The sequence below is a fragment of the Bacillus mexicanus genome (assembly GCF_050445615.1).
Classification (GTDB): domain Bacteria; phylum Bacillota; class Bacilli; order Bacillales; family Bacillaceae; genus Bacillus; species Bacillus mexicanus.
In genome coordinates, this window is sequence record NZ_JBCEYV010000001.1 from 784,860 (window position 1) to 807,736 (window position 22,877).

The 22,877-nt window shown below is 37.4% G+C and carries 26 protein-coding genes and 5 pseudogenes; 23 read left to right on the forward strand and 8 right to left on the reverse strand.

Going from position 1 to position 22,877, the window contains the following annotated elements; all coding sequences use genetic code 11:
- Positions 1-92 precede the first annotated feature (92 nt).
- On the forward strand, positions 93-875 hold the full coding sequence (locus tag AAGG74_RS04380; protein WP_162102763.1) for a VLRF1 family aeRF1-type release factor: 783 nt from the start codon (positions 93-95) through the stop codon (positions 873-875).
- Positions 876-1,010: 135 nt separating this feature from the next.
- Complete coding sequence (locus AAGG74_RS04385; protein WP_019714625.1) at positions 1,011-1,547, forward strand: DUF420 domain-containing protein; 537 nt, start codon at positions 1,011-1,013, stop codon at positions 1,545-1,547.
- 90 nt (positions 1,548-1,637) lie between these two features.
- On the opposite strand, the gene AAGG74_RS04390 is transcribed toward AAGG74_RS04385, so the two are convergent.
- Entirely contained in the window at positions 1,638-2,315 is a 678-nt protein-coding gene (locus AAGG74_RS04390) for a lysozyme family protein (protein ID WP_162102764.1), read from the reverse strand.
- A 192-nt stretch (positions 2,316-2,507) separates the two neighbouring features.
- Between AAGG74_RS04390 and czrA the strand changes: the two genes are divergently transcribed.
- Positions 2,508-2,831, forward strand: a complete 324-nt coding sequence (czrA, locus tag AAGG74_RS04395; RefSeq protein ID WP_162102765.1) for a Zn(II)-responsive metalloregulatory transcriptional repressor CzrA — start codon at positions 2,508-2,510, stop codon at positions 2,829-2,831.
- Positions 2,832-2,856: 25 nt separating this feature from the next.
- Here czrA and csk22 read toward each other — a convergent pair whose 3' ends face one another.
- On the reverse strand, positions 2,857-3,402 hold the full coding sequence (csk22, locus tag AAGG74_RS04400) for a mother cell-specific sporulation protein Csk22 (protein ID WP_162102766.1): 546 nt from the start codon (positions 3,400-3,402) through the stop codon (positions 2,857-2,859).
- 196 nt (positions 3,403-3,598) lie between these two features.
- Between csk22 and AAGG74_RS04405 the strand changes: the two genes are divergently transcribed.
- The 8 genes and pseudogenes from AAGG74_RS04405 to AAGG74_RS04440 form a co-directional block, all read left to right on the forward strand.
- Complete coding sequence (locus tag AAGG74_RS04405) at positions 3,599-4,537, forward strand: helix-turn-helix transcriptional regulator (RefSeq protein ID WP_429674634.1); 939 nt, start codon at positions 3,599-3,601, stop codon at positions 4,535-4,537.
- A gap of 53 nt (positions 4,538-4,590) precedes the next feature.
- Positions 4,591-5,073 carry a GyrI-like domain-containing protein gene (locus tag AAGG74_RS04410; protein ID WP_429674635.1) on the forward strand — a complete coding sequence of 161 codons (483 nt, stop codon included), beginning with the start codon at positions 4,591-4,593 and terminating at the stop codon, positions 5,071-5,073.
- 74 nt (positions 5,074-5,147) lie between these two features.
- Positions 5,148-5,849, forward strand: coding sequence for an MBL fold metallo-hydrolase (locus AAGG74_RS04415; protein ID WP_429674636.1), 702 nt, complete (start codon positions 5,148-5,150; stop codon positions 5,847-5,849).
- Positions 5,850-5,854: 5 nt separating this feature from the next.
- A complete protein-coding gene (locus tag AAGG74_RS04420) occupies positions 5,855-6,430 on the forward strand; it encodes a TetR/AcrR family transcriptional regulator (protein ID WP_429674637.1) in 576 nt (191 codons plus the stop codon).
- 77 nt (positions 6,431-6,507) lie between these two features.
- Positions 6,508-7,164 (forward strand): annotated as a pseudogene (locus tag AAGG74_RS04425) (GNAT family N-acetyltransferase).
- 14 nt (positions 7,165-7,178) lie between these two features.
- Positions 7,179-7,904, forward strand: a complete 726-nt coding sequence (locus AAGG74_RS04430; RefSeq protein ID WP_429675239.1) for an AraC family transcriptional regulator — start codon at positions 7,179-7,181, stop codon at positions 7,902-7,904.
- Positions 7,905-7,968: 64 nt separating this feature from the next.
- Positions 7,969-8,301, forward strand: coding sequence for a chaperone CsaA (gene csaA / locus AAGG74_RS04435; RefSeq protein ID WP_429674638.1), 333 nt, complete (start codon positions 7,969-7,971; stop codon positions 8,299-8,301).
- 395 nt (positions 8,302-8,696) lie between these two features.
- A pseudogene (locus AAGG74_RS04440) lies at positions 8,697-9,236 on the forward strand (M15 family metallopeptidase domain-containing protein); the annotation flags it as partial.
- Positions 9,237-9,289: 53 nt separating this feature from the next.
- Here AAGG74_RS04440 and AAGG74_RS04445 read toward each other — a convergent pair.
- A pseudogene (locus AAGG74_RS04445) lies at positions 9,290-9,651 on the reverse strand (DUF1433 domain-containing protein).
- Between the two features lie 155 nt (positions 9,652-9,806).
- Entirely contained in the window at positions 9,807-10,172 is a 366-nt protein-coding gene (locus AAGG74_RS04450) for a DUF1433 domain-containing protein (RefSeq protein WP_429674640.1), read from the reverse strand.
- Between the two features lie 50 nt (positions 10,173-10,222).
- On the opposite strand from AAGG74_RS04450, the gene AAGG74_RS04455 reads away from it, so the two are divergent.
- Positions 10,223-10,483 carry a hypothetical protein gene (locus tag AAGG74_RS04455; protein ID WP_429674641.1) on the forward strand — a complete coding sequence of 87 codons (261 nt, stop codon included), beginning with the start codon at positions 10,223-10,225 and terminating at the stop codon, positions 10,481-10,483.
- Positions 10,484-10,530: 47 nt separating this feature from the next.
- Here AAGG74_RS04455 and AAGG74_RS04460 read toward each other — a convergent pair whose 3' ends face one another.
- Positions 10,531-10,683 carry a hypothetical protein gene (locus AAGG74_RS04460; protein WP_429674642.1) on the reverse strand — a complete coding sequence of 51 codons (153 nt, stop codon included), beginning with the start codon at positions 10,681-10,683 and terminating at the stop codon, positions 10,531-10,533.
- Positions 10,684-11,517: 834 nt separating this feature from the next.
- On the opposite strand from AAGG74_RS04460, the gene AAGG74_RS04465 reads away from it, so the two are divergent.
- Positions 11,518-11,970 carry a hypothetical protein gene (locus AAGG74_RS04465; RefSeq protein WP_429674643.1) on the forward strand — a complete coding sequence of 151 codons (453 nt, stop codon included), beginning with the start codon at positions 11,518-11,520 and terminating at the stop codon, positions 11,968-11,970.
- A gap of 61 nt (positions 11,971-12,031) precedes the next feature.
- Here AAGG74_RS04465 and AAGG74_RS04470 read toward each other — a convergent pair whose 3' ends face one another.
- Complete coding sequence (locus tag AAGG74_RS04470; RefSeq protein WP_429674644.1) at positions 12,032-12,922, reverse strand: thermonuclease family protein; 891 nt, start codon at positions 12,920-12,922, stop codon at positions 12,032-12,034.
- A 259-nt stretch (positions 12,923-13,181) separates the two neighbouring features.
- On the opposite strand from AAGG74_RS04470, the gene AAGG74_RS04475 reads away from it, so the two are divergent.
- The 7 genes and pseudogenes from AAGG74_RS04475 (at position 13,182) to AAGG74_RS04505 (ending at position 19,146) form a co-directional block, all read left to right on the forward strand.
- Positions 13,182-13,736 (forward strand): SMI1/KNR4 family protein, encoded by a 555-nt coding sequence (locus AAGG74_RS04475; protein ID WP_429674645.1) that lies wholly within the window; start codon positions 13,182-13,184, stop codon positions 13,734-13,736.
- 100 nt (positions 13,737-13,836) lie between these two features.
- Positions 13,837-15,747 carry a T7SS effector LXG polymorphic toxin gene (locus AAGG74_RS04480; protein WP_429674646.1) on the forward strand — a complete coding sequence of 637 codons (1,911 nt, stop codon included), beginning with the start codon at positions 13,837-13,839 and terminating at the stop codon, positions 15,745-15,747.
- Between the two features lie 6 nt (positions 15,748-15,753).
- Complete coding sequence (locus AAGG74_RS04485; RefSeq protein ID WP_429674647.1) at positions 15,754-16,242, forward strand: antitoxin YezG family protein; 489 nt, start codon at positions 15,754-15,756, stop codon at positions 16,240-16,242.
- Between the two features lie 13 nt (positions 16,243-16,255).
- Positions 16,256-16,819, forward strand: a complete 564-nt coding sequence (locus AAGG74_RS04490) for an SMI1/KNR4 family protein (RefSeq protein ID WP_429674648.1) — start codon at positions 16,256-16,258, stop codon at positions 16,817-16,819.
- A gap of 131 nt (positions 16,820-16,950) precedes the next feature.
- Positions 16,951-17,386: pseudogene (locus AAGG74_RS04495) on the forward strand (YrhA family protein).
- A 46-nt stretch (positions 17,387-17,432) separates the two neighbouring features.
- Entirely contained in the window at positions 17,433-17,858 is a 426-nt protein-coding gene (locus AAGG74_RS04500; protein WP_429674649.1) for a selenium binding protein, read from the forward strand.
- Positions 17,859-18,303: 445 nt separating this feature from the next.
- On the forward strand, positions 18,304-19,146 hold the full coding sequence (locus AAGG74_RS04505; protein ID WP_429674651.1) for a hypothetical protein: 843 nt from the start codon (positions 18,304-18,306) through the stop codon (positions 19,144-19,146).
- Between the two features lie 266 nt (positions 19,147-19,412).
- Here AAGG74_RS04505 and AAGG74_RS04510 read toward each other — a convergent pair whose 3' ends face one another.
- Positions 19,413-19,496 carry a putative holin-like toxin gene (locus tag AAGG74_RS04510; RefSeq protein ID WP_082786706.1) on the reverse strand — a complete coding sequence of 28 codons (84 nt, stop codon included), beginning with the start codon at positions 19,494-19,496 and terminating at the stop codon, positions 19,413-19,415.
- A gap of 231 nt (positions 19,497-19,727) precedes the next feature.
- Here AAGG74_RS04510 and AAGG74_RS04515 point away from each other — a divergent pair, with 231 nt between their 5' ends.
- Complete coding sequence (locus AAGG74_RS04515) at positions 19,728-20,195, forward strand: DUF4879 domain-containing protein (protein ID WP_429674653.1); 468 nt, start codon at positions 19,728-19,730, stop codon at positions 20,193-20,195.
- Between the two features lie 5 nt (positions 20,196-20,200).
- The gene (locus AAGG74_RS04520; RefSeq protein WP_429674654.1) at positions 20,201-20,557 is read left to right on the forward strand and encodes a hypothetical protein; all 357 of its coding nucleotides are present in this window, start codon (positions 20,201-20,203) and stop codon (positions 20,555-20,557) included.
- 42 nt (positions 20,558-20,599) lie between these two features.
- Here the strand turns inward: AAGG74_RS04520 and AAGG74_RS04525 are convergent.
- A pseudogene (locus tag AAGG74_RS04525) lies at positions 20,600-20,845 on the reverse strand (YolC/YozM family protein); the annotation flags it as partial.
- A 387-nt stretch (positions 20,846-21,232) separates the two neighbouring features.
- Here AAGG74_RS04525 and AAGG74_RS04530 point away from each other — a divergent pair.
- Positions 21,233-22,681: a glycoside hydrolase family 32 protein gene (locus AAGG74_RS04530; RefSeq protein ID WP_429674655.1), complete on the forward strand. Its 1,449-nt coding sequence runs from the start codon at positions 21,233-21,235 to the stop codon at positions 22,679-22,681.
- The last annotated feature ends 196 nt before the right edge of the window (positions 22,682-22,877 follow it).

Genomic DNA, 22,877 nt, shown 5'->3' on the forward strand with positions numbered 1-22,877 from the left:
AAACCATTATTACTAAAAATTAGCGAAAGTCAGGTTTGAGCATTTATAGGAGAGGAAAAAGAAAACTAACCTGTGAAAAAGGAGGAATCGGAATGGCGATTGATTCATTGATTAAGAAATTACAGTATGTCCAATTAGAGCCGCCGGATAAAATTCTCTCCCTGTACCTCAATACAGACATGAGAGATCCAGATCAGCAGGGGGGAGAATGGAAAATTGCCTTAAAGTCAGGATTCAGCAGATTAAAAGAGTATTTAGCAATAAGTGATCCTGAGGAAGAGAATTGTCTGGAAGGAATCAGAATGAAAATTGATCAATACATTAAGGAAATGGGGAAAGACATACCTCGCAGTCTCATATTTTTTGTATCCGATAGCGGCATATGGGAACCCATTAAGCTTCAAATCCCTGTAGAAACAAGATTTTACTGGGAAGAAACAGCCGTTTTGGATCAGTTAAAGGATTTGCGCCAGACGTATCCGAGCACAGCGTTTATTTTAACCCAGCAGCATGAAGTGAAAATTATTGAAACCGTTTTAGGGGAAATTGAGGCGGTGGAGCATTACGAGTATGATATCATCAATGAGTCTTGGGAAAATTGTCATTCCTCTGTAAACGAAGCGGTACCATTTGAAGAAAACCAAATGAGGGAACATGTAACGGAAAATCAAACAAGACTGTATAAGCGGCTGGCTGCCGACCTTGATCAAAAAGCTGCCGCAAAAAGATGGGAACGAATGGTCATCGCCGGTGATAAAGAAACAGCTGATCTATTGGATCAGCATATGAATAAACCGATTCATTCAAAAATCCAAAAGAACTTATTGAATGAAAATGAACATAAGGCTGTTGAGCATTTAATCAAAGAGGCATAAGTCTGACAGGGCCGGGGCGAAAAGCCGCCGGCCTGAAGTGTGTCTAATTTCTGACGAAGCAATCGAAAACGTTGACATCTTCTTCGAATTTGCATACGATTTGGATAGCCAGTACAAAGTAGGAGAGGTCACCAAATGAATCAAACAGAAAATAAACCGAAAAATTATACAGGGATTGTCCTTACGCTGACAGTTCTGATTAACGGTTTAATCGCAGTGCTGTTTTTTATGCCTAAATTAGATCAGTTCAGCCATGCGAATATTCACATTTTGCCTATGCTGAATGCGATATTCAATAGCTTTACGTTTATCTTCTTATTGGCCGCGCTGATCATGATTAAACAGAAAAACATTAAAGCTCATAAACGCTTTATTTTAGCCGCATTTACAACAACATTGCTATTTTTGATTTGTTATGTGGTTTACCATTCGATTGCGGAGAACACACTCTATGGCGGAGAAGGTATTATGCGCCCGATTTACTTCTTTATTTTAATTACGCATATCTGCCTTTCTGCAATCATTGTGCCGCTTGCGCTGTTTACGCTGATTAGAGGATTCAGCATGCAGGTGGAGCGCCATAAAAAAATTGCCAGATGGACAATGCCTCTATGGCTGTATGTGAGCCTTACAGGTGTTATTGTATATCTGATGATATCACCGTATTATTAAAAGCCATACGCAGTATGGCTTTTTTTGAGCTTGTAAAGATGACAAAAGCCCAAAACGAAATTGGGCTTTTGTCAGTAAATTGATAGACTCTTATTTATGAGCCTTTGATTCCATCGTTTCAAGTGTTGCAACCTGCAAAGATTCTTCAACAGTTTTTGTTTTTTCTTTTACTTTCTCTGCATACGTGTAATCGCCATAGCAATAAGGATAGCGAAAATTGCTCGCATTTCCCCCGCAAGTATACAGATCAGGATTTTTTTTGACTTGCTGCTCGGAGTATTGTTTTGCCAATTCCTCAGTATGCGTTCCTCCATGTTCAGCTACAAAATCAATGTAACCTGCCCCCATGTTGTAGCTTTGAATAATAGTATCCAAATCCACACCCTTTTCCTTACCGGTCTTGTACATAAGGGTAAATTGCTTGATGCCTTGTTTAACACTGAGTTGAGGGTCTGTTATCTCATTGCGTTTTAACCCCATAGATTCAGAGGACTGCATGGGATCATCGCCTTTTCCTTTTGACTCCTGATACATCATGCCAAGAATGAGTGATGTATAATTAGGGAGTCCTTGGTTTTCAAGTTCATCTTCCACCAGCGGTCTATAATCGGTTAAACGTTCCAAAACAATCATTTTCGTATCGATCGGAAGTTTTTTGATGAGGTCCCGGTTGGAAGACAGCAAGACCAATAATAGTGTGGCGATGACAAAGACAAAAATCATCAAAAAGCCCGCAGCAGCGAAACAGCCTTTTCTCTTTTTCTTCACTGTGTTTCACCCTCAATATGTAGAGCAGTCTGACTTTTTCATTATGACATAGAAAGATATATCAGACCAAGTAAAAACTTGATTTGAAACATAAATTTAAACTATGAGATTGAATAGAAACACAAGCGGGCTGGTTTGCACCCGAGCACATTTGGTATAAGATAAAACTATGAATAAAGAAAGGTGAGACAGATGACTGAATTTGAAAAAACAGAACGGACAGCTCCTGATTTGGACGAAGAAACTTTGTTTCTAGTCGCGCAAACATTCAAAGCACTCTCTGACCCTACAAGGATTAGAATCCTTCATTTATTATCCCAGGGGGAACATGCGGTAAACGGAATTGCAGAAAAACTGAATTTATTGCAATCCACAGTGTCCCACCAGCTCAGATTTTTGAAAAATCTGCGGCTTGTCAAATCGCGCAGAGAAGGAACGTCGATTTATTACTCGCCGGAGGATGAACACGTTTTAGATGTCCTTCAGCAAATGATCCATCATACACAGCATGATTGAAAAAGACATCCTTGCTTCATCGCTGTCAGCGTGCAAGGATGTCTTTTTCTTTATTATGCCCGTTCTGATCGAATTCGTTTTTGCTGAGCTTGATGACAAAAGAAGAAAAACCGATATAATAAACGGCGATTAGAAAAAAGACGCCAATTGTCAATGGGTCTGTTCCGATTGACTGACTGTAAGATTCAAGACTGTTCAAATCAGGCGGGGTTCGATAAAGCTCTGTTACTCGATATAGAAATCTTGATAGAAACAAGGTTAAAAGAATCACTTCTACCCAAATATGAGTCCGAAAATAAATTTTTCCTCTGCGTTTTTCAAAGGAGATGTTTTTCTTTGCGAAAAAGACGAGGAGCCATCCGCCGAAAATGCCGAAAATGAGATATCCATATAAAAAAGGGTGAATGATGCTGAAGATTGAAAGAGCAAGAGCTAACAGCGAGAAAAGAATCATACGGGTAAACAGCCAGCGAGGCTTAAGCGGCTGATATCCGATGGATCTTTTCATTTTTTTATACAGAAAAAAGATGATAATCATGGCAGGATAAATGCTTTGAAGTGTAAGATGCATGATGTGAAATCCCCTCCGTTGAGAAGTGTATGCTTATCCGGTATGAAATAGTAGCTAAAATCAATACTGAACAAAAAAAGAAGGGGAAACCCTTGTTTTCATAATATATGCAAGATGTATTTGGGCGGCATAATCGATATGCCCAAGCTTATTTAACATTTTAAAATTGTAAAATAATGAAGGAAAGGAGCACAGCATGAAACTGGAACGTTTGTTAGCGATGGTTGTGTTATTAATCAGCAAAAAACAGGTGCAGGCCGCTGAACTTGCTGAGCTGTTTGAAGTATCTGTCAGAACAATTTATCGTGATATTGAGACGATCAATAGAGCTGGTATTCCGATTGTAACCTCACAGGGCTCCGGAGGCGGGATCAGCATGATGAATACGTACCGGCTGGAGAGAGAGTGGCTGAAAGAGGAGGAGCTGTTTGCGATCGCTTCCGCTTTGCAGAGTGTCTCATCTATGTATGAACCAGCTTCTCACAGCAAAGCTTATCAAAAAATCAAACATCTCATACCGGAGCAGTCTGCTGAAGCATTTAAGCATCAAACTGAAAAATGGTTTATTGATATGACGGCTTGGGGACAGACTGAAGATCAAAAGGCGCTTCGTGAGACTATCAGCGCCGCCATCGATCGATTGTCAACGGTGTCATTTACATATACAAATGCAAGCGGAGAAACACTTTATCGTGAAACAGAGCCTTACACATTGGTTTGCAAGACAGGGTACTGGTATTTATACGCCTATTGCCTGGTTAGAAATGATTTTCGCTTTTTTAAACTGAACCGAATGAAGGATCTGACTATTTTACATCAGTCTTTTATCAGAAGAGACATACAGCTGGAGACGTTGCCGTGGGATAAAAATTGGCATCAAAAGGACCGTTTAACTGAACTTGTCATTCTTGTTCAGCCGGCAGCACGTCAGCGCATACGTGAATGGTTCGGAAATGAGGCTCTTCATTGTGATGAAGATGGAACCTGCCGGGCGGTAATTTCTCTTCCAGAAGATCAATGGCTGACAGGTTTTTTGCTGCAGTTTGGAAAGGATATTGAAGTTCTCCAGCCTTTTCATATACGGGATAAAGTAAAAGAAACCATACAGCAGATGCAAAAAATTTATGAAACCTGACACACTGCTGTCAGGTTTCTTTTTTTATAATCTAGGTAAAAAGGAGGGATCTTATGAGTTTTTCACATATGACATACTTAGAACAGAAACGGTTTGCCGGACTGTCACAACGGACCAGCAATGCATTGGAAATGACGGAAGACCGGCGGATTCCGGCCCTGTGGGACCAATTCTGGGAGCAGGATATGAGCGCTCTATTTTCGCTAGCTGAGAAAGACCAAAGCATTATCGCTCTATATTCCAATTACGAACAGGAGACAAATGGATTTTACACGTTTTCGGTTGGAACGTTTCAGGAGGAGAGCGGTACTGTTCCGCAACCTTATGAGAATATTAATTTGCCGGCTTCTGCTTATGCTGTTTTCACTTCTAGAACCGGTCCTATTGAAGAGGTTATACTTGAAACGTGGAAGGAGATTTGGACGTGGGATCAGCGCCATCTCCGCACGTTTACAGGTGATTTTGAAATATATGATCAAAATGCAGCAATACCTCAGCGGGCACAAGTTCGTATTTATGTAGCCATAAGAAAATAAACTCTTGATAAACTAATGGTATTAGTTAATAATAAAAACTAATACCATTAGTTTTTATTAGGGGGAATGAAAAGATGAGAGTTACTCAGTACCAAACGGTTTGGCAGCTGACTTTTTATCCAGCATTGTTTCCAGTCAATTGCTATTTAGTAGAGGAAGAAAACGAAGTCACCCTGATTGATGCCGCACTTCCGGGCAGCTATAAAAGAATCATTCAAGCTGTAAATCAGCTGGGAAAACCGCTTCAGCATATTTTACTGACCCACGCCCATGGTGATCATGTCGGATCGCTGGATGTATTGACACAAGCATTTCCTTACGCAAAGGTGATGATCTCAGAACGGGATTCTTTCCTGCTGCAAGGCGATACATCCTTGCGTCATGATGAGCCGCAGACACCTATTAAAGGAGGCATTCCGAAACACGTGCAAACAAAGCCTCACCAGCTGCTGAGGGGAGGCGAAACAATAGGTTCTCTGCTTGCAATTTCTACACCGGGCCATACACCGGGCAGCATGTCATTTCTTGATACAAGAAACGGCACTGTAATAGCGGGAGATGCGTTTCAATTGCGAGGAGGAATCGCTGTATCAGGCCAGATAAAATGGACATTTCCTTTTCCCGCCTTCGCGACATGGAATAAGGAGGAAGCTATTAAAAGTGCACAATTGCTCGCCGACAAGGCGCCTTCGTGTCTCGCGGTTGGACATGGGAATTTCTTGAGATCACCCGAAGAGCGGATGAGACAGGCGATCATAAAAGCAAAGAAAGGATGACGAGAATGTCACCGAGAATAGGATTGAGCCAAAAAATGATTGTAGACGCCGCAGCGGAGATTGCCGATCAAGAAGGTTTGAATAGTGTCACGCTTGCCGCTCTGTCTAAAAAAATGAATGTGCGCCCTCCGTCGCTGTATAATCATATCAACGGGCTCAAAGCGATCAGAACAGAGCTTGCTGTCAGCGGGCTGACAAGACTTTATGAACAAATGGCAGTCTCCGTAACCGAACAAAAGGGAGATGCCGCTCTGCTTGCTTTAGCTCATGCCTATGTTGATTTTGCAGTTGAGAATCCCGGATATTATGAGGCGTCTTTGCTTAAGGTTCAGGACGAAAGGGCGGAAATCGTCTCAGAAGAAATTGTCCGGCTGGTGTCAAAGCTGCTCATTGAAAACGGCTATGCTAGTAATAAGACTGCCATTCACGCGACAAGGGGGCTTAGAAGCTTGTTGCATGGCTTCACAGCTTTAATTGCAAAAGAAGCATTTGAACGTGAAGAGGATGTTTCAGAAAGTCTGTCATATTCAATCCGCACATTTTTGTCAGGTTTAGTGATAAACAATAAAAATATTATGTAAACCAATAAAAAGATGTCCTATATTTCTGAATATTGATATAATATTAGGCAGTATACGTAGGGGAGAGACATTAGTCAATGAATGACATTCGCAAAATTGAGCGGTTAGCGGCAGCTTCATGGCCGCCATATATTCAGAAAAGCATGGGAAAATGGCTTCTCAGAGCGAATTTTGACGTAACCAAAAGGGCGAACTGCGTGTGGACATCAGCGGAAATACCTAAAGGAGACTTCCGAGAAGAAGCCGAGCATTTTTATAAAAGCTTAGGCTTGCCCGTTTGTTTCCATATCAAATGCATCTCCGAAAGGACTAGATGCTGCATTGGCAGACAGTGGTTATGAAAAGGCGGATGAGTGCTTTCAAATGACAGCATTGTGCCGGGATATTATGAACCATACTGAAGAAAACAGGCAATTTACATACAAGTGGAAGCCTGATCCGTCATCTGTTTGAATTTATTCGTTTGGAAGGATTTTCGCTGGAGCGGCATCAAGGCTGTACAAACAATTTCAAGCGCATGCCGCCTTACGATATATGGACCAAGGAAGCCAGACAGCCCTGCTTTGAACGGTTTTTGTCATTGATGGTTATGGCAGACTTAGCAATATCGTTGTAGCCGAGGAGGACAACGCATGTTTTTACAAATGTTGAAAGAAAATCTTGCGGCAGTTTCTTTATATGAAAAAATCGGATTTTCGACTATATCAAAACACCATAACCGGATCAAAAGATGACCACAGGGAGGGGCTTGCTGATGGACTCGCTTCAAGAGATTATTTGCGAAAAACGGACATATACACGCCTCTATCATTCACATAAGCACGCGTACAGCCAATTTCTTTTTCCGCTTGAAGGGAGTATTGATCTTGAGACGGAGGGGCGCGAGGTGACATTAAAGCCAGATCGCTTTATATATATTCCGCCTGAGTGTGAGCATCGTTTCCGTTCAATCGGCAGAAATGAATGTCTTGTACTGGATGTTCCGCTTTATGCGCTAAAAATTGATGAGGATCATGCCGGATCGGGAATGGATGCTGGGCTAGATCCTTTCTGGTCTTCAATCAGGTGCTTATTGACAGAAGAAGAAAAGATCGGCACAGCAAATTCGCTACATATGCTTGTTCAATACATAAAAGAAAAGCTGCAATCCCATTCTTACGCCTCAATTGCCTATATTCACAGCCATTTATTTGAGCGGCTGACGATTAAAAAGCTGGCAGATATCGAGCATTACCACCCAGCCTATTATTCAAGCTGGTTCAAGAAGCAGACGGGGAAGTCGCCGCAGAACTATATCGCTGACCTTCGCCTTGAGGAAGCGAAACGAATGGTGATGGAGAAAAAGGAAACCCTTACTGTGGTGAGTGAGGCGCTGGGTTTTCAAAATCTTTCTTCATTTACAAGATGGTTTACAAAAAATACAGGCACACCGCCTGGGTTATATCGAAACACCTTATATTCGGATAAAAAATGATAGTGCTTTGGATAAACGAATTTTGAATATCTTTTTTATAATAGGAGAAAAAGGAGTTATTGATATGGCGGTCATTGAGGACTTTGAAAAATTGGATACCAGAACTGGTACTATTGTAAAAGCGGAGGAATTTCCTGAAGCCAGAGTCCCGGCGATTAAGCTTGTGATTGATTTCGGAGCAGAAATCGGCCTGAAACAATCAAGCGCGCAAATCACGAAGCGTTATCAGCCGGAAAATCTCATTAACAAGCAAATCATTGCAGTCGTCAACTTTCCGCCGCGCCGGATCGCTGGATTTAAATCGGAAGTGCTGGTCCTCGGCGGCGTTCCCAGCCATGGTGATGTCGTCCTATTGCAGCCGGGTCAGCCCGTTCCAAACGGCACAAAAATCGGATAACGTAAAAAAGACGTTTGCCTAAGGCAAACGTCTTTGCGTATTGAGGCGATGCACCACACGCCACATTCGTGTGCGCCGCAAGAGCATGTACATCGACTTACACAATTCAGCTCATCGCTATATGAATATAGCATGGCGGGTGGAGGAATGCAAGGGTTACTTTTTATATATGAGTGAAATAGATATAAAACTTATCTTATATTATCGAAAATAAGTGAAAACACACAATTTCTATTCCAATATTGTTAATTTGTATGATAATAATAAGGTTGCGTTTTATCATCCAAACTTAGAAAAGTGACTTAACTGTGACCTGAAGCACCGTTTTGTGAATGTGAATAAATGCTGTTAAATCAATAGAAGCGTACTAAATAATAAGGTGAATACAGGGTGGTGTGCTTATCTATGAAACGATTCGTACTGAAGCACAACAACGCCAGAATGTTAATAAAGGTGTTTCAGGAGACGGTCAGGCTTTAGACTTTGTACCAACTGGTGGTTTTTCTAAATCTGATACTAAATGGAATGGATATTGTGGTGTAGAAATTAAGAAATTTATTGCTTATCCCAAATCAATTGGGTTTGAGTGGGAATGAGACTGGAAAGGTTTTGTTGATCAGCCACATCTTCAATTTAACTATAAAGGCAATAGCACAGATACCTTTGTAAAGAAAGCATCCTCTAAACCTTCAAAATCTACAAATTCAGGCATTAAATCAGTCGGTAAGATCAAAATTGTCGGTGTATTAAATGCTGCAATTATCATGGACAAACCAGATCGGATTAACGCTAAGAATGTTGGTACAATTGGGCTTGGTAAGGCAACTGATATCGCTAGGTCTGTTAGAGGTTCAAACAATTCTAAAGGATACTGGGAGATCATTCATAACGGTAAACGCCGATATGTGTCTGGTCAGTACAGAAAAATAGTTTAAGTAAATAAAATAGTTCCCTTGAAAATTTTAGAGGGAATTCTTTTATTTCCTTTTTAATATTCACATGGCTTATCTTCGCATTCTGGTTTTTCTTTAGCATCAACATAAGATGATGTTATAGTGTCATTTGACTTGTCATAAATCCCCAAAACTCTTTTCCTTTGTTACTATTCAAGTACCCCTCTGCATTAATACCACCCATTGGGTCTATTTCATATTTGTCCGAGAACTCAATTTTATCTATACCTTCATAGTTAGCATTTATGTAATCAGTCATTCGTTTTTTAGCTTTATCAAATAGTTCTAGTTCTGCAGTCTTAACTTTTTCTTGCTTTTCATCATATTGGTGTTTCATGTATATTCCTCCAACTGCTATTAGAGCTAAAGTAGTAAGTATAATGATGGGGTTCTTCATAAAACCATCCTTCTTGCCGTATAATGAGTGGATTATCATTTTTTTGAAAAATCTATTGAAGTGGGTTAAGAAAGGTATCCGACCCTTTGATAATACGAATGAGTTTTGAAAAAGCATAAAAGACCCCCTCTACACTATGGTGAGGGGTTGTATACTTAATATTCACATACGTCATCTTCGCATCCAGGTTTTGGTTTAGCATCGATTCTAGTCAAGCCTATTTTGTCATTGCTTTTATCATATAGCCCCCAGAAATGTTCTTTCTTTGCTCCGTATGTACCTTCCACTGAAATACCACCCATTGGATCTATTTCATAATCCGTTGAGAAGTTAATTGGATTTACGTTACTATAGTTAGCTTCAAGATAGTCAGTCATTCTTTTTTTTGCTCTCTCAAATAACTTAACTTCTTGGGCTTTTGCTTCTGCTTCCTGATTTTCATCATATTTATGTTTCATAAATAGCCCCCCAAGTGTTAAAATAACAATTGTTATTATTAGGATAATTATGGGTTTCTTCATAAAACCATCCTTTCCACCTTTTATTTTACAATAGGACAAGAGCTATGTACATGAGTGAAAAATATGACATTCCTAACCTATCTGATGAAATTTATTACTATCTAAATTCTGTCACCTATAGAGATAAGGAGCTTAAACGAGCGAATAAAGATAAAAAACCCTTAATAACTGAGGATAAAAGGAAAGCTTTTTACGTAGATAAAATCAAAAAAGATCCAGATACAGGCCTAGATGTTTACGTATTTGTTCAAGCGAAGAAAAAAGAAGGTAAATGGATAAAACCAAAAGAACCTGAGAATGAGAAGTATTAAAACTAAATAGTTAAAATAACCCCTTCATAAATTGTGAGGGGGTGTTTTTATTTGAATATACTTCTAAATAAATTACCCGTTGCTTTACCTGCAGCACGTCTTGCTATACGTTTACCTAACGTACCATTTTTCGCTGCTTGAACGTCTCCTAAGATACGTGAGGACTTATACAGAAGGCTTCTAATCTTACTGATACCCATGTTATCCCATCCCCTTGTAAGGTGGCTTAGTTATTCAATCTTTCTTCAAGATCATGGATACGTCTCTCTAAGCTAGAGAATTTCTTATCGTTATAACTATGATTACGCTCAATTCACATAGAGGAAAATGAATTCGTTTCCATTGTTAGAAAGAGCTGTTCTGGTAAAGCCACTTTTCTAAAAAATCGGCCACTTAGATTCTTCAGATGAAGGTAAAATTGAGATTTTAGGCTATATCTTTCAAAACAATGTGCTCATGGATAATGAAAACTGTATTAACAAATTTGTTGCTTTCCACAACACACGCAAAAGACTTTGACAAAAATAAGCTGTCTGATTCTCTAGAGATGGTCGGCTTAGATAAAAGCTTCCTAAAGAAAAAGGTATACCAGTTAAGCGGTGGTGAGCAACAGCGTGTATCTGGATGCTGTATAATTATACAACATGTGATATACATAATTTGGAGATTGAGTTTATGAATTTTGGTGATAAAAAGAGCATCTTAAAGACTGTAGGGAACGTATTTATGGTTCTTGTTCTTATCTCATTATTTGTTTGTGCGTTTTCCAATGATTCTATTGGATGGTATGTTAAGATCACTTCTAATTTGATGTTAACGATCTCTTATGTTTGCTACGCTTTAATTTCATTGCAGCAAAAATGGTTCATTTTAACTTTGATTATCTCCTGGCTAGTGATTATTTTTTTTGTATTCTAAATCAAGAAGGCTGCTGTTCTACCTTCCTTTTTTTTTATCGGAAGTATAAACAGCAGGCATCTTTATGTGTTCTAACTGCAAGAGATACGAAACATGTGCCGAAGGAGGACAACGCTGTGTGGAAAGCTTTAATACAGTTACTCAAGAAACAGAAAAATCAAAGTTCAATCGATGAAGGTTATATACAGGTTCCAGAAAAGGATATTAATCTAGAATTAAAACAAATGATATTTGGGCTGGAAAGTCTGGGGGAGGCAGTATCTGAAAAGCTGCAAAATAAGTATGGAGGTGTTTTTGAAGCTCAGGGTAAACTAAATCTCATCATCAAAGTTTGTAGAGACATTGATGGTGATGTAATAAATGATTTAACAGCTGAGAGCTGTTTGGAAAAAGAATACCGCTCACAAATAACAATTAATTATTATCAACCTGCAAAAGCCTATGATGAAGATCTAGACTGCATCACAATGGATTTGTGGTATTACTACGGTGGCTTTATAGGAAGCAGTTGTGGAACATTATTCGATTTGAATCATAATGACTTAGAGAAAAAATTGAAGAGGTTCTAATATTTTTACTCAATGATAAACAAGCCGAGAAATAAAAAAGAAAGCCGCAAAGGGCTTTCAATTACCGCTCACATGCATAGTTATCATGATCCCTATCCATTTTAGATTGATAAGCAGGGTGGGAGCTAGGCACGCCATGCGGATATTTCTTTCTTAACTCAGTGCAATTTTCAAATGTTTCTACTTCTCTAGCTGATTTTGAAGAAGCTTCGTTTTCATTTGTAGTCGAAGCATCACTTGATGTCTTTGGAGGTGTAGGCTGTGAAGTTGCCGGTTTGGATATTGTTGCTTTTTTAACTGCAGTGTTTTTCTTTTTCACGCATCCATTAAATCCTCTGTCAGTCGCATAGCCATTCTTACTCCAAATCTTCAAGTCCTTGTCTTCCGCAACTTGTTCATCTTTCTTATACGTGTCTAAATACTTCGTATTTGGTTTATATACATATGCTACTCTGGCCAATCCTTCTTTTAGCAATGTTTCCTGAACAGATTTGCCATCAACATAAACATAAGCCAACAGTCTTCCATACTTATCTCTGCGATCGCCTTTATCAAATTCAAGTTGCAGCTTACCGCTGTTGACTAATTCCTTGTTTCGCTTTGATGCATCTTCACCGTATGGTTGAACACAAGAATTTGGTTTCTTCGTTTCAGGTGTATCAACGAGCAAGTAGCGAACAGTGTCTACTTTTCCGTTATAGCTTACTTTAATCGTATCTCCATCAACTGCTCTATTTAATGTTACATCAACCAATTTTTTATGATCTTTTTTCTTAGCTTTCTCAGCAGTTTTTTCTTTAGCAGCTTTCTTTTGGCCTGTCTTCCGTTCTGCATCCTTAGACGCTTGTGGCGTTTCTTTTTCTGTATTTGCTTTTTCAGCATCATTTGAACTGCAAGCTGCCAACGATAAGCTCAAAGCAAATGCAGCAAAACCTAATAATACTTTCTTCAACTTCATTTCCCCTTTTACAATGTTTATTCTCTGTTTATATCGGTAAACCATCAATCATTATAATCCTATATCCAATGATTGTGGATTTATTCCCCCCCTGATTATATTGAAAATTCACTGAATTCTAGTCAAAAGGGAAATGTTTCTATACTAGGAATCAAAGCTGAAAACCTAATGATCAATTAGCAGCTATCCAAAATTGGAATTTCAATCTAAGGAATTAACGATGTTTTCCTTGTTATCAATAGGGGTGATTGACTTGACTAACTTTGTTCATAAGACTGTAAATGGCTTGAAAAGTCTTTTAGATGAAAAAGGGGCCATTACATTATTTTGTTCTAAAGGATATATCATGGAGTTCCTTGTTACGTTTACAAAGGACAAAGCAACCCTGAATGACATTCAAAGCTTTGAGGCTAAACACCAGCTTACCCTTCCAAAGGATTATCAGAAGTTCATGACACTACATAATGGTGCGAAAATTTTTCAAATTCTTTCTGATGGGGAGAATATAGGTGGAGGACTTTATTTATTTAGCCTTGAAGAGATTGAAGAGGAACTAAAATATGAGGATTTATTTGAAGGTATCAATGGTATCCCAATTGGTCATTTATTAGAAGGTTGTCATTTGATGATCGACAAAGATACATTGGATAAAGGGGATCCCAACTATCTTTTTATATTAGAAATAGGAGAGTATACACCATTACATTTAAATTTTGAGATATTTCTAGATCGGTATATAGAATCCAATGGGGCGACTTTTTGGGAATGGAGCTACTATATCGCAAAAAATTATTATAGAACACGATAAGCACGATGTATAAGACAGTCAGTTTTGGCTGTCTTTTTCTGTTATTCAAACAAATAGTTGTGGTAAAATTTACATAGAGTAGGCTTGAAAGGAGAATGAAATGAAGGTATTTGAAGCTGATTCATTGCTCTCTGAAGCAGATAAAAGAACCAAAGAGTACAAGGAACTAAGATCACAAATGGTGAAGCTCAGAAAAGCGTTTAAGGACGTAGCTGACCTAGATAACAGCGAGTTTTCCGGTAAGGGTGCTAACAACATTAAAGCGTTTTATCATGATCATGTCGGTGTAACAGACCAATGGATTGATTTAATTGACATGAAAATTGCTTTCTTAAGCAGCATTTCTGCAAAGCTTGAAGAAGCCAAGATGTCTGATGCTTACATAGAAGAATCTTTTTTAGAACATGAGTTGGCTAATGCTTATACAAAATCAAAAGCGATTATGTCTGAACAAAAGAAAGCGATGAAAGATATCTTACATGATATCGATTATATTCTTCCGCTTGATTTGTTCTCGACAGAAACCTTTAAAGACGAACTTTCTTCTGCAGATAGCAAACGTGAAAAAACAATCGATAAGCTAAACAAGCTTGATGAGGATTTAAAAACAGAGTACGTAGGGACTGAGTCAAACGAACAATTTATTCAGCAAGATTTTAAAAAGCTACAGGAATCAACAGGCAAAGGGAAGAACGCCACTCCGATTCACTATAATGCCAAAGCGTATAGAGAAAGTGACATACATAAGAAAAAAGGCGACATAGAGAAGCATTCTGAAGCTTACTTAAGCGTGAAGAAAGAAGAAGCAAAAGAACGAGAAATTAAGGAATTGAAAAAGAAACTTAATGACGGTGTGTCGGATCCTGATGAATATTTAGAGATTGCTAAGAAAGTAGGATACGAGAATCTTGAGCCAGCTCAAGTGCAGCTTGCAGTGCAAATTGAACAAGCGAAGCAGCTAGAAGGAGCAGGAGAAATCACCTGGGATATCGTAAAAGGTGTAGGAGTAGGCTTATATGATGTAGGAAAAGACACTGTAACCGGCATATGGGACTTCATCACCGATCCAGGAGAAACACTCTCAGCACTTGGCAATGCAGCTATGCATCCAGTGAAAACATACGATGCCATTTCAGCAGCAATTGAAGAGTCATATCAAAAGGATATGACGAATGGAGATGCCTATTCTAGGTCAAGGTGGGTAACGTATGCAATTGGTTCAGTAGCTGTAGCTATTTTTGGAACCAAAGGTGCAGGAGCCATTAATAAAGCAGATGCAGCGGGGAGGGTCGCTTCTAAAGTTAGCAAAGCTAGCCAAAAGCTAAAAGATGTCTCAATTGCTGATTTATTGCCCTATAACCCACGTTATAGTGTTGTTCCAGCTGGAGGAGTTCCTTATAATGTAGTTAACAGCCGAGGATTAAAAGAAAGTATATTAAACTTTGCCAAAAAACAAAACAGTGTCTATGGCACTTCCTCAACTGGAAGAAGGCTTCCGGCACCTAAAGTACCTCCTGTAACTGTTAAATACGGTGAACATTATGCAAAATGGTCGAGAAGAAAGACACTAAAGCCTAACGTTATATATAAAACAAAAGAGGGCTATTCTTATAAAACCGACAACTATGGAAGAATTACAAATGTAGATGCTGATTTACAATTAGGCGAGGGGAAACGAAATCAATATGCTCAGTCTAATGTTGGTAAACCGCAAGATCGTCTACCAGATGATGATGGAGGCCATTTGATCGGTAGTCAATTTAAAGGATCGGGTGAAATTGATAATCTAATAGCCCAAAACAGCCAAGTCAACCGTTCTGGTGGAGAATGGTACAAAATGGAGACTGAATGGGCAAATGCATTAAAAGAAGAACCTCCAAGAAAAGTTAAAGTGAAAATTTCACCTGTTTATAAAGGTGATTCACTAAGACCAGATTCTTTTGAGATAATGTATCACATTGAAGGAAAAGGGTTTTATGAAAAGATTATAAAAAATAAACCTGGAGGTTGAGCAACGTTGGAGACAAAACTAAACAATCTATACAAAGAGATCGCAGAAACAGTAAATGAAATGATCCCCGAGCAATGGGAAAAGTTTTGGTTTTATGCACAAGTTTCGGAAACAGGAGGAGGAACTTATTTTTATTACAATACTCCTGACGAGCCACAAAATTATAAGTATAGCTTAGAAGTACCTTTTATTTTTACAATTGATGAAGACGACTTTACTGAGAAAAAGAGAAAGTTGTTTGATCTGAGCGAGAAGCTGCGAGATGTGTTCAAGGAGAACGATCAAGAATTGTGGTATTCGTTTACGTTAAGTCTTGAAAGAACAGGCAAGTTAAACATTAGTTTTGATTACACTGATTGGTTCAGCACTGACTACAGCTTCAGTGACCAACAAATCATATGGAAACATAAATATCTAGGTGAGGAACCGTCTGATACTTCTCTAAAAGGGATAATTGAGAAATATAAAGCTGATTATCCTGAAAATCCGATCTGAGTGAGGTAAGAGAGTGGTCTTCCGTGATATTTTTGAAAAAATGAACAAATTTGATTTGAAGTATTACACTTCAAGTAATGAACAAGAAAGCAAAAGAAAAATCAAGGCATTTGAAAACGAATTAAACATAAACCTTGATGAGGTGTACAAAGAATTTGCAATAAGATATGGTGGAAGCACGATACAAGCAGATAATGTTTTATTTCCAAGCTTAGAAGAGAATTCATTGGCTAGTAATAATCATTTAAGGTTAGGGCTATTTTATGGGTTTGGGGTAGATGATAATGACTTTGATGTTAAATCAATGACAGTTACTTATGAAGAACAAATGCCAGACTGGATTATTCCGCTTGCTGATGGTGATGGAGGAGACCAAGTTTGTCTGGGTGTGAAAGGAGAAGCAACAGGGAAAGTTTATTTTTGGGATCATGAATTGACAAATGGAGTTAAAGACACATTTTTGGTCGCAAATTCTTTCTCTGACTTCATTCAAAGCCTGTTTATTGCAGAGACATCAGATGAAGAAGATGACGGTATTCTTTTCATGGAATTAGATGATGACTTACTAAACAGTTAAGCAAAAGTATTGCAAAGAAATGTTTAAGCTCTCGATAGGAGAGCTTTTTTATTAAAGTACAATGGTTGATTAGAATTTAGCCGAGATAAAAGGGGTTAGTTTTATGTCGGCTAAATAATTTATTAGGAAAAATTCGAAAAAGAAAAGCAAAGTATGGAGATGAACCGAACTCTCCCGCCACAGAAAAAGAAATCAATAAATTTGAAGCGGAGGTTGTAGGCAAGTTTCTAATAAATGAGATTCCAACAGGTTATAAGGAATTCCTTCAAAGTGTAAACGGATTAGACTACAATGGTTTAGTGATTAACGGGATCGACAATGATTTATTGGAAGAAGAAAAAGATGAAGAGGTTTACGGCTTTCTTGAAACAAATGAACTTTGGCACGAAAATGATGAGCAGAAAAAATATCTGTTTTTTGGTGACTCAGATACAGCTTGGTATTGTTTAGATGTAATTCAGAATGAATACATACTTAGAGCTTGATAAACCCTCTGGAACGCCGATGAACAAATTTGATGATTTTAACGCCATGCTAGCTGATGCAATGAAAGTTAGTTATGAATAAATACAAGGAATAAAGTTTTCCATGAACATTGAGGAGAATAGTGAAAATGTATGAGGAATATAGTAAGCAATCTTTACCGTCAGGAAAATATAGGGAATTGTTAGGGAGTGCAATCTGTGTTTTCAACTCTAACAATGCATTTATCATTGAAAATATACTTAACAAAGATGAGGAAAACAGCTTTAATTGGTATGAATTAATTGATTATACTTCTGGTCAACTTAGTCAACCAATAAAGAAAACTATAACTAAGTTTTCAGATACAAAAATCACTTCTTGTTTTTCTGAAGTTATTGAATTGAGAAATAGAATTATTCATAGCTTTCAAATAACTGATGTTGATGGTAAACAGACTTTAGCAACTAAAAATAAGAATGGAAAACAGTTTATTATTACAGAGGATTACCTTTATAATTTTATTAAAAAGAACGAAGAGTTAAGTAATCTCCTTCATGAATTTAGAAGGTATTAGATCTTTCAGGAAAAGGGCCGGCGTCTTTTTCAAACCATTCCACACATTAAATTAGAGATAAGGTGTAAAAGATTGTGAAGGAGTACATTTAAATTATCGGATGCGTTAGTTGACCAACAACCAACATTGTTATTGTGATAAGTGAGATCATATGGTACTAAAAACGATATAAGTTTACTGGTTAACGAATAGTTTAAATATAGTGTTTGACAAAAGTGAATAAAAATAAGTAACATTCTTTTTAGACGGTTGTTAAAAGAGGACTACAATCTAAATAAAATAATGGTTTTATCCATAAAACTAATGAAGCTCTCGCAATGAGAGCTTATTTTATTGGATTAAATAATTAAAGTGACAGACGTTTTCTAATCCCGTTTTATAACTGAAACTTTTTTTATTTAAGCCCGTATTAAAAGTAAGTTCAGTGAGAAGGGGAGAAGCTTAATTGGAGTTATTAGTTATTTGGAATTGGATACAACAAAATGGTATTCTTACTGCAGTGATTACGGGTGTAGTTGCATTGCTATTCAACCAAAGACAAAAAAGTATAGAACGATTCTACTCTCAATCAGGTGAAACATTAGAAAAAATTTTGGAGCCAATGTATTATTCTCTAAAAGAAATAAAGAATGAAGAAGATGAAAACCATAAAATGATTCTTATAGAAAAATTTTTCGAAGAGTATAGTGGGAAAAAGGGGAAGTTATCAAAACTTAGAAACATCTTATTGATAGACCAAATTTTGAACATGGAAGATTGTTTCAGAGAGTATTTTTTAAACAAGAATGGCGAGAATAGGAAAAAATTATTCTATAAAATGAGAATGTTAGATCAAGCAGTAAATAAAGAATATAGAAGTATATTTGTTACTCTAAACAAGAATTATAATTGGTATAAAGTTCTTTTTAGAACGAATTATATTTTAAGCGCTGTTTTTGTTTTTGTTAGATGGTTTAAAGAAACTCTAGCTTTTTTTGTCGGTGCTTCAGCATTTGCTTTTATACCCCTTCTATATGATAAATATTTAGGCGAACACGTTTTAGGGAATTGGTTAGAAGCAAATAAACTTATTTTTGGACTTTCTATTTCAGCTCTTTATATCTTTTGGATAATACATTATTTCCTTTTAAAAGATACAATGCAAAGGAAAGATGAAATATCTTTGTTTCAGGAATGGTTTGATAAAACTAAGCTAGGGAAATGGACTAACAAGAATGTCTGGGGAAAGATTGGGAATTGGAATGTTGAAAGACGAGCTAGAAGAGTAAGAAATGATGAAGATGTATAAAGGCTTGTGCGCTATTTTAGATTCAATATAACGTTACAAGAAACAATAAAAAAGCTTCTTGAGGTTTATGTAATGCATTTCACGGAAAATGTGTTATAATCAGTTTTATACATTACAGTGCATTTCTTTATGAGAATTGCATAAAAATAAAAAGGTCAGGGTGTTGGCGCACCCCAGCTCTGTACAAAAAGCTGCCCATCAAAGGGCTTGCTCGATGTGGTTTCTTGGTAGACCTATCCCTTCAGGTTCTGACGCTCAAGGGAGGTCTATTTTTTATTTATATACGTCAACAGGGCGATTATAAACGACCCGAATGCAAGCATCAGCATTAATGCCTGAAATGTTGACATAGCATCACCCCCTTTCATTAGGGGATGATCAAGACTCCCTTGATTGAGCAAACTAAATGTACAGGAAATATTATACTATACATAAATGTCCTTATCATTTAAAATTCACAATAAATTGATAATATGAAAAGAACTTGCAAAATGCAGGTTCTTTTTCATTTTAAATACTAAATATCTGTATCGAACTGTCGATATTTAACATGTAAACTTGTTCCAAGGGTGATTTAGGAAATGAAAAAGAGAATTACATATGTACTGCTTGCTCTTCTAGCAGTTGTTACTTTTGCTTTCACTGATGTATCAAAAGCAAAAGCAGCAGAAGCATTACCGCTCTACTATCTACAAATCACAGGGATTACATCAGACGGAAATGAATTTGCTTGGGATAACATCTCTTCTCGTCAAACCAAAGCCCCAAAGGTTTTGAAGGGTAATAAACTATATGTGAAAGCTCGGTTTATGGGTTACACAGAGTTTAAAGTTATCACAGGTAAAAATGGAAAAAATCTATTGTATGATGGTACAGCTAGGCTGTACCAATCTGATGCCATTCTTGGACAGAATAGAGTGGTTATAGGTTGGGATAACTATTTTGAGATTCCAATGGACGCACTTCAAGATAATTCTATACAGATTAAAGCATTAAGTTCAGGCGTCACTTTTATCTACAGCCAAAAAATTGATTTTGAAAGAGAGTGAACAGGGTGATTAGTACTTCTAATTATGATGTAACAAAAGATCCAAAGTTCTTATCATCTTGCAGATTAGCTACAGAAGGGTATGGTCAGAATAATACTCAGCAATCTTCTATAGGTTTTAACGAGTTTTGTGAAAAACTTGAGAAAAATGAGATTGTTAAACCTGAGAACAAAAAAAGCACGCTAGATTTGAATAAGTCTTTAGAAGACTGGAAATTAAGATTTACTGCAGGAGGAAGCCTTTCTGCAATGGATTCACAGGTATTAGATATTATCAAAAAAGCTTATAACTTAGGCATGGTTAATAAAGATAATATGCTGTTGCGAAATGAAGCAATTAGTACTTATAAAAATTCTATTTAAATAATGAAAACAATGCCCCGCTTAAATAAAGAGCTGGGTGTTTTATTTATTGAGGTTGTTTTCTCGTAAATACTTTTGATGTTCTTTCTCCAACTTATCAACAATATCATCTTTGAATATATAAATTTTATATTTTTCCCTTGCTTCTCTAGGCAGATTATCTTTTAAATATTCACGTCGCTTTGCTTCTCTGTTGGTTTGGTCCATGCCAATTATAATTGCCGGATCTGTTTGTCCAATTTGCACACTAAATAAACCAAATTCGTCCCAAACACTTTTCAAAACTTTAGTTATATGTTCATATATTTAGAAAGAAAGCGTACCGGCAACTAAAGTTAGGACGCTATTTTTTGTTATGGCATCTAAATAAAATAACAATTTCAAACTAAAGGAATTAAGATATGAGAAAACGTTTGATAGGGCAATATTTACGAGCTATGCAAAATCGAAAACACAGTACGATGAATGAATATGAGTTTGCAGGACAGTATTTATGTCGCATTAAGAAATTTTAGTGGGCTTCTTCGATGGATGAAAAGAAGGATTTCTGGGTAAAAGTTAAGAAATTAGTTAATAGATGAAAGTGACCATTGAACCGTTCGATAAAATAGCAGTATTAAACATATAGGAGGCAGTAAAAGACACAAGTAATTTTATATAAAGGAAGTGGATAGTTTGAGTAACTTTAGACCTAATTTTCATATTACGCCTGCCAGTGGTTGGATGAACGACATTCAACGACCGTTATATATTGACGGAACACATCATTTGTTTTATTTGTACAATAATGACTTTGATTGGGGAGGTAACGGCACAGAGTGGGCGCATGTTGAGTCTGTGGATTTAAAACATTGGAAAAGACTTCCCACAGCTATACCGAAGTACACAGATGATGCTGGAGACCCTTGGTCAGGGAGTACTGTTGTAGACAAAAATAACACCGCTGGATTTGGAGAAGGAGCTATAATCGCACTATTGACTATGCCAAAGCCTGATTATCAATGCACCCACCTTTGGTATAGCGTAGATGGCGGCAACAGTTTTAAACATTACAATCCTGATTCAAGTTCCACGAAGCCACAACCTGTAATGAAAAACCCAACAGGAGGATCAGACTTCAGAGATCCAAAAGTAATTTGGCACGAAGACACCCAAAGCTGGACAATGCTGCTTGCAGAGGGAGATAAGATAGGTTTCTATAAATCCGAAAATCTGAAGAACTGGGAATATATGAGCGGATTTGTAAGGACTGATATAGGGGTTGTTGAGTGTCCTGACATCTTTCAGATCAACTTAGATGACGATCCAAACAATAAGAAGTGGGTTCTTATGATCGCGGCTAACGGGTTTAATTATGGGTTGACAACAGGATCATGCTACTTTGTAGGCGAATTTGACGGTGTGGCGTTTAAACCGGAAACTGATATTGAATGGTTGGAGAAAGGCGCTGACTCTTATGGGGGTGCTACTTGGGATGCACCGTATACAAATGGTAACTATAGATATTATATGTCATGGATGAATAATTGGGCTTATGCATTAGACCTTCCTTGGAAAGTATACAATGGGAATGGAAGTATAGTAAGAGAGCTTCGTCTAAAAACTATTAATGGTATACCTCAAATTGTTCAACAACCTATCTGGGACTTATCAGAAGGCTTTGATGAGGTGCTGTCATTAAATAATGTTGACCTTTTTAAAGACAATGTTATTCAACAGCATGACTTAAAATCGTATATTGTTGATTTAGTCATAGCATTAGATGGTGTTACCAAAGGCAAGTTTGGTATAGCTATTCGAGACGGTGTAAATCACACTGACTTGGTTTATGATGTCTCAAGCAATGAGTTTGTTTTCAATCGTCAGCAGAGTGGAAAAGTAATTGACAAACCAGAATTCTATAATCTGCAACGAACAACAATTCCACCTAAAGACGGACGCATTAAATTAAATATAGTTATAGACAACAGCACTGTAGAGTTGTTTATAAATGACGGTGAACAAGTTTTTTCAAATATGATATTTCCCGAAGAGGATTCAACAGGGTTTCGTATATGGACTGATGATTTTATGTTAATTGAGAGATTGTCTATAAAGAAGACAAACGAGAATTTTATAGACTGATGCTAAGAAAGAATGTTGAGGGACTTTATTTGCAAAAAAATGCGAATCAAAAGAGTTCACACGAGGATGGCGATGGTGGTTATGGGTTGTACAATAAATCTGAATAAAACAGCAGTTTTCATTGGGTAAGATCCCGCTGTATAATAAAGGACAAAAGGGATTGCCATCTTCGATACGCAAAACAATCAGACACGGG